Here is a 7,106-nt window from a genome sequence, read left to right as displayed (position 1 = left end):
CCAGGTGCTGCGGGAAGACAAGGGATGGTCTTACGGGGTCGGAATGTCGAGCCGCCCACTCCCCGATGGTGGAGTGGCGACCGTTGCGGGGTCCTTCCGCACTGAGGTTGGAGCCGACGCCGTGGCCGAGGCATTACGCATTCTCACCTCCAGCGACGACCTGAGGGCCGACGAAGTGGATGCCGCCCGCGACCACTCGGTTGGCATCGCCCCATTGCAGTACGACACCGCCGGTGCGGTCGCCCACCAAGTGGCAGCTCTGGTCGGGGCCGGACTGGCACCGAACTGGGTCGACGATCACCTCGCCGCCGTGGCATCAGCGAGGGCGAGTGCTGGGGAATGGTCGGTGAACCGAGCCTGGCGGGAGTTGCTGATCCCCGACAGCTGGCGGATCGCTATCTGCGGTCAGGCCGAAGAGTTGGCTCCCGCACTGGCTGAGCGTGGAATCCTCTACACTATGGAGGTCCACGGGGCATTGGCGCAGTTGGTAGCGCGGCTGCTTTGCAAGCAGTAGGTCAGGGGTTCGAGTCCCCTATGCTCCACCAAAGGACGCTCCGGCCACCGAATCGACAAGGTGATCATCCACCACAACGCCGGCAACCTCACCATCAAAGGGTGCTGGGACGTGTGGCAGACCCGGCCCGCCTCCGCCCACTACCAGGTAGAAACCTCCGGGCGGATCGGGCAGCTCGTGTGGGACCGCGACACCGCCTGGCACGCCGGAAACTGGGCAGCCAATACCACCAGCATTGGTATCGAGCACGCCGACGCCTCTTCTAACCCATGGAAAATCTCTGACGCCTGCCTCGACAACGGCGCACATTTGGTGGCCGCGATCTGTCGGTATTACAAGCTCGGCCGCCCTACCTGGGGTAAGAACGTGTTCGGGCACAAAAACTTCTCAGCCACCGAATGCCCAGCATCGCTGGCCGGTACTCAGCACGCCGCCTATATGGCTCGCGCCCAGTACTGGTACGACCACATGACCAGCAACACGCCCGCACCCGCGCCGGCACCGAAACCCGCACCCACACCGAAGCCGGCACCGAACATTGACGCGCTCGCTGACGCGGTCATCCGCGGCGAATACGGCAACGGCAACGAACGCCGACGCAGACTCGGATCCAACTACGACGCCGTCCAGCGCCGGGTCAACGAAAAACTCCGCCACTAAACCAAGACTCATGAAAACTGTCCTGTTTCGCCCCGTCGCTGCCTCACTACATGAGGTGGTGGCGGGGCCATTTTTGTTCCCATCGCACCAGGACAGTGGTGGTTATAAATCGGGGTGGGTCGAAGCCCTGTCAGTAGAGACCTTATTTCTATTGAGCAGGAGCGCGTCATGGCACGTGAGATTACCCGTGAGCGAGTTGTGGAGCTGCGATGCCGAGGCGCATCGTATGGGCAGATCGCCACCAGATTGGGCATGTCGCGCAATACGGTGAAGTCGATCTGTCGCAGAGCTGACATCAACATCGATCCGGCGGTTGATGTTGAGCCTGCTAAGGCATGCGAACACTGTAATGGGCATTTTGAAGCTGCGGTGGCGGGGCAAAGGTTCTGTTCGGATGTGTGTCGTTTGTCGTGGTGGCACGCCCACCCCGAACGGCTCAACCGGCGGGCAATATACACCTTCACCTGCGTTGCTTGCGGTGAGAGCTTCGAGGCCTACGGAAACAAGCACCGTAAGTATTGCTCGCATGCCTGCTATATCAGGCACCGCTTCAGCACCCGAGGTGGCAGACCGTGACGGGTGCCATGTTCAATGCCGAAGTCGATCTTGCCCGCCAGGTCGCCTTTATTGATCGGCTCACCGAAACCGGCGCACTCACCCCAAACGAAAGCCACGTGATCCTTACGCGGATCGGGCATGAAGCAACCGCGCCAGTGGGGGCATTGTTGCTGCAGGTTCGACTGGATAAGACTCAGGTTTAGAGCGTAGATGGATACAACCAAAACACCTGTCGCCATAGAAGAAAGAGAAGCAGGGAGTGACCTCGCGTAGTTTTCGAGTTATCCCACCTAGACCCGCCACGCCACGTCGGCTACGAGTAGCAGGGTATGCGCGGGTATCGACCGAGCACGAACGCCAGCTATCTTCGATTGCCGCCCAGGTGTCGTACTACTCTCATCTGATTCAATCCACCCCTGGTTGGGACTATGCAGGCGTGTTCATCGACGAAGGCATCACCGGCACCAGTACCGTCCGTCGAGAGGGGTTCCAGACCATGATGGCCGCCGCCCGCTCCGGCGACATCGACATGATTTTGACGAAGTCGATATCCAGGCTGACTCGCAACACCGTCGACCTGCTCGATGCCGTCCGCGAACTCAAAATCCTCGGCGTCTCAGTGCGTTTCGAGCGTGAACAGATCGATACCGCGACCGCTGACGGTGAACTCCTGCTGACCCTGCTGGCATCGTTTGCGCAGGAGGAATCTCGATCCATGTCGAAGAATGTTAAATGGGGGATAAGGAAGAAATACGCCGACGGGCTCATGCATTCGCGCCAACCCTACGGCTACCAATACGTGGGTAGTGACTTGGCTATCATCGAGACTGAAGCCAAGATCATCAGTCAGTTGAATGCTGAAGGGGTCAAGCCTAGGCGGGGAGCCAAGTTTCGCGGTAAGACGATCCGCAAATGGCTCGAAAATGAAATCTACACCGGCCGCGTAATCCTGCAAAAGTATTACCGGCCAAACGTTGCAGAATTGAACTGTCATACCAACACCGGCGAGCTGCCACGCTACCTCGTCGACGAATCCCACCCGCCCATCATCGACCAGACCACGTTCGGCGCCGTCCAGGCCGAGCTCGCCCGGCGCAGACATCTCGGACGTGGAGCCACGCCGTCAGCTAGAACGACCGGGCTCACCTCTCGGATTGAATGCTCTGTCTGTAGCAGGTTTTATCACCGCCGCACCAAGACACGCCGCCACACGTCCTACAAGTTTTGGTGGTGCGAAACCGCCACCAAAGGTAAAGGCAATCCCTGCCAGGCACCACAAATCCGAGAAACCCATCTCACCCAGATCTGCACCCGCGTGCTTGGCCTCGACGACTGGGACGACGAGTATGCGCTGACGCGCCTCGTGAAAATCGTTGTCAATCCCGATCGTACGCTCACCATCCACACCATTAGCGGCGAAGTGCCAGTGGCGGTGAGCCTGGACGAGGAAAGTGCGATATGACCACCAAGCAGATTCGGAACAAGCGTGTCACCGCGATCCCAGCCACAAAAATACCCGGACACACCACGGTGCAGGGTACTCGGCGTCGGCGCAGGGTAGCGGCCTACGCGCGGGTATCCACCGAGATGGAAGAACAAGCCTCCTCCTACGAGGCACAAATCGACTACTACACGAGCCACATCCAATCCCGCACAGAGTGGGAATTCGCAGGCATGTACGCCGACGAAGGCATCACTGGCACCAGCACCAAACACCGTGAAGGCTTCAAAACCATGATCGCCGACACCCTCGCCGGAAAAATCGATTTGATCCTCACCAAGAGCGTGTCCCGGTTCGCCCGCAACACCGTCGACACCCTCATCCACGTCCGCCAGCTCAAAGACAAAGGCGTAGAGGTCTACTTCGAAAAAGAAAACATCTGGACACTCGATTCCAAAGGCGAACTACTCATCACCATCATGTCCAGCCTCACCCAAGAAGAATCCCGCTCCATTTCCGAGAATGTCACCTGGGACCACCGTAAACGCTTCGCCGACGGGAAAATCATGGTGCCCTACGCGTCCCTGCTCGGCTACAAGAAAGGCGAAGACGGCAACCTCGCCATCGACGAAACCCAAGCACCAACCGTCCGTCGTATTTATGCCCGCTTCCTCGAAGGCGCAACCCCACAAACCATCGCCAAAGAATTCACATCCGATGGCATCCCCACCCCGCGTGGCAAACAAATCTGGTCGCCCTCCACTGTGCGGTCGATCCTTGCCAACGAGAAATACAAAGGCGACGCGCTGCTGCAAAAGAGCTTCACCACCGACTTCCTAACCAAACCATGAAAATCAACGAAGGCGAAGTACCCCAGTACTACGTCACCAGCAACCACGAACCCATCATTGATCCCGTCACCTGGGACACCGTCCAAGCAGAACTCGCCCGCCGCGCAGGCAAAGGCACCTCCAACACCCACCCCTTCGCCAACACGATCACCTGCTCCGATTGCGGCGGGAGGTTTGGGCGGAAAGTCTGGCACTCCACCAGCAAATACCGCCGCTACATCTCTTCGTCGCAGCCCTGGCTAAGCGGGTCACCGGCAACGACGTGCTCGATGACACCATGCGCCTGCTCGACGAAACCGTCTACGACACCCGCGAGCTCGAAACCAAGCAGGCCACGCTGGGGGAGCGGATCGAAGAAACCATCACGCTGATGAACCAACTCATCACCCCGCAGCCACGACCGCCCACGACCCTGACGACTACGACCGCCGTTACCACGAGCTTGAAGATCGGCACCACCAACTTGAGGCCGAGCATCAACGGATCAGCGACCAGATCGACGATCTGCGCCACCGCCGAGCACAAGCAATCGAAGTACGCGACTACCTTGTCACCCAACCACCACTCGAATACTCCGACCAAGCCTGGAACACCCTCGTCGATCACACCACCGTCAACCACGACGGCGCTATCAAACTCACACTCAAGGACGGCACTACCACGGCTCGAACCGGCTCTTAACGAGTAAGAGGGGATTCGGTGATCCGGGCGCTGGATCTGTGGGGCATAATTCGATTTGTGTTCCCTGCCAGTGGTTGATAAGCCAGCGGTCGTGACTGGCGATGATGAGTGTGCCGTTCCATTGGCGTAGCGCGTCCTCTAGTTCTTCAAGCGTGGCGAGGTCGAGGTAGTTGGTTGGTTCGTCAATGACAAGAATCTCGGGTTTCTGCGCCACGGCTAACGCGATCTGGGCTCGACGCTGGTTTCCATCTGAAAGTTGGCCGACTGGGGTGGCCCACATGGATGGGTGGAGTATTCCCGTGCCAAGTTCTCTGATCCCGTCTTTCCAATGTTCTGGGTGAAAGTAGGAATCTCCTGTGCGTGGTAGGCGCTGTGGGACGTAAGCAAGCCGCCCGCTGACAGAGATAGTGCCGCTGGCTTCGGATCTAGGGTCGATTGTTGTTTTCCCACTAGCAAGCCAATTCAAGAGCGTGGTTTTCCCCGCTCCATTCGGGCCAGTCAGTATTAAATGTTCCCCCGTGGCAAGGTCGAACGTGATTGGGAGAAGCCTGCCTGGAATGAAGGCGCTTCGTGCCGTGACGGCTAACCCGCCACGCGAGCCGACTGGTGGAAGGTTGAGCTTAAGTTGGTAGTTGCGGGGTTTTCGCACCTCATGTTCAGCAAGATCGTGTAAGCGTTGATCGTCGTTACGCGTGCGTCGCAGCGCGGTCTTTTCTGCCCGGTCAGAGAAGAACTTACGTGCCATGCCCTGCGCCTTCGCTAATTTCGCTCCACCACGAGCGATATCTTCGCTGCGACGGCGATGACTTCGAATCGCGCGTTTTTCAGATTGCTGGGTGGCGTGAAGCTTTTGATGCTCCATGCGGGCGTGTTGTTTGGCGCCAAGATAATCACTATAGGCGCCAGTGCACCGGTACACGCCAGACACAGCCTCTCCTTCAGCTGTGGCCAAAGCCTGCCACGGGGCAATATCGAGGTCATAGATGACCGTGGCTGTCTCTTCAATAAACGCACGATTATGACTGGCCATGAGCACTGGCCCCGGCCAATCTGTTATTTGCTGGATCAGAAAGCCTACGGCTTCGTCATCAAGATGATTGGTGGGTTCATCCAAGACCAGAGTTACTGGTCTGACCATAATGATGCCTGCCAGTTCGAGCCGCACTGCCTGGCCAGGGGAGAGTGAGCCGAGTGCGCGCTGTCGACCGCGTCCGGTCAGCTGGCCTAGACCTAAACCGGCTAACACTTCATCGATTCGAGCTTCGAGCGACCATACGTCGGCCAGAGTAAGACTGGTGAGTATGTGATCGTACTCTTTAGCGAGACTCGCTGAACTTTGGGCAGCCGATAGTTGCTTCGTCACGTGGTCGAAGCGAGTGAGCAACTCCCATGGGCCAGCCAACACGTCGTCCAGATAGTCCTGAACTGTGCCAGTGGCGTCACGAACATAAGGGAAGCGACAAGAACCTGCATCTCCTGCATCACTGATGGCGATATGTCCTCGATCCGGGGTTAGCTCTCCTCGTATCAGGCGCAGGAGAGTGGTTTTGCCAGAGCCATTAGGCCCCACAAGTACTGCGCGCTCGCTATCGCCAACGCTGAATGAAACGTTATCCAAGAGTGGCTGAGCGGAAAATGAAAAAGAAAGATTGATTACCTCGATAGCAGACATATTGATCCCCAAAACCGTCGAAACATTTGGACGCTTCTCGGCGTAGCCGAACGGAGATCACAGCACCATCGGAATTAACACACTCCCAGAAATTGGAACGGACGCTGTCGCGTAACTATCCTCTACCATACCGAACACGCTGCTGGTAGTCAACCAGAACTCACCCGGCGCTCCTGTCAGGATGCAATGCACCCACCTAGCCCCTCCGTGCACCCACCCAGATCCTTGTATCAAAATGAACGTCTAAGTAACCCCACGCACAAGGCTCGAACCCCTTAGTTTCGATTCGGGCCTTGTTGCCGTTCTGGGCCCAGGTGAGGGCGTTGGCGTTGATCTGAGGGTCGAGGAGCATTTCGAAAGGTCGGTTGTTCTCGACGCGGAGTTGGTCGTCTTCGTCGATGTAGATCTTGATGAAGAAGGCTTGGTTGCAAAGGCGTCGGTTGGCGTTTCGCAGCGTTCGTAGACTTCGGCGTCGGTCAGAAATGTTAAGCCATCTCAAGTGAGCGGACAGACTGACCCCGAGAGTCCACAACACAGGGTTCCGGTGGCCGCTTCGATGCCCGGTAAACCCCTCGCGACAAGCGAGAACACGCGGTTCGTGCAGCCGAGCCACAGTTCAAACTCTCTGCATAGTAGGTCCACTGATCGGTGACGAAACGCTTCTGACGAGCGAAAACAGTCAAACGTGGTAGCCGGCAGATGGACGACCACTACCTCTCAGGCCACCGC

5 protein-coding genes, 1 tRNA gene and 2 pseudogenes are annotated in these 7,106 nt (G+C 58.0%); 6 read left to right on the top strand and 2 right to left on the bottom strand.

Annotated features, from left to right (window positions below; translation table 11 throughout):
• The first annotated feature begins 469 nt into the window (after positions 1-469).
• From DI579_RS07135 to DI579_RS07115, 6 genes and pseudogenes are all read left to right on the top strand, one after another.
• Positions 470-545: transfer RNA gene (locus DI579_RS07135), tRNA-Ala, on the top strand.
• A gap of 2 nt (positions 546-547) precedes the next feature.
• Positions 548-1,174, top strand: a pseudogene (locus tag DI579_RS07130) (N-acetylmuramoyl-L-alanine amidase); the annotation flags it as partial.
• A 168-nt stretch (positions 1,175-1,342) separates the two neighbouring features.
• Positions 1,343-1,750: a helix-turn-helix domain-containing protein gene (locus DI579_RS07230; protein ID WP_008598643.1), complete on the top strand. Its 408-nt coding sequence runs from the start codon at positions 1,343-1,345 to the stop codon at positions 1,748-1,750.
• Complete coding sequence (locus DI579_RS07125; protein ID WP_008598641.1) at positions 1,747-1,935, top strand: hypothetical protein; 189 nt, start codon at positions 1,747-1,749, stop codon at positions 1,933-1,935. Before DI579_RS07230 ends, DI579_RS07125 begins: the two co-directional genes overlap by 4 nt.
• A gap of 56 nt (positions 1,936-1,991) precedes the next feature.
• Positions 1,992-3,194, top strand: coding sequence for a recombinase family protein (locus tag DI579_RS07120; protein WP_002548057.1), 1,203 nt, complete (start codon positions 1,992-1,994; stop codon positions 3,192-3,194).
• Between the two features lie 125 nt (positions 3,195-3,319).
• Positions 3,320-4,245: pseudogene (locus DI579_RS07115) on the top strand (recombinase family protein); the annotation flags it as partial.
• Between the two features lie 79 nt (positions 4,246-4,324).
• On the opposite strand, the gene DI579_RS07110 reads toward DI579_RS07115, so the two are convergent.
• Complete coding sequence (locus tag DI579_RS07110) at positions 4,325-4,645, bottom strand: hypothetical protein (RefSeq protein ID WP_303679009.1); 321 nt, start codon at positions 4,643-4,645, stop codon at positions 4,325-4,327.
• A gap of 34 nt (positions 4,646-4,679) precedes the next feature.
• Positions 4,680-6,377 (bottom strand): ABC-F family ATP-binding cassette domain-containing protein, encoded by a 1,698-nt coding sequence (locus tag DI579_RS07105; RefSeq protein WP_008598634.1) that lies wholly within the window; start codon positions 6,375-6,377, stop codon positions 4,680-4,682.
• Positions 6,378-7,106 lie beyond the last annotated feature (729 nt).

Origin of the sequence: Lawsonella clevelandensis, assembly GCF_003241315.1 — a bacterium.
GTDB lineage: Bacteria > Actinomycetota > Actinomycetes > Mycobacteriales > Mycobacteriaceae > Lawsonella > Lawsonella clevelandensis_A.
This window is presented reverse-complemented; position numbering and strand designations above follow the sequence as displayed.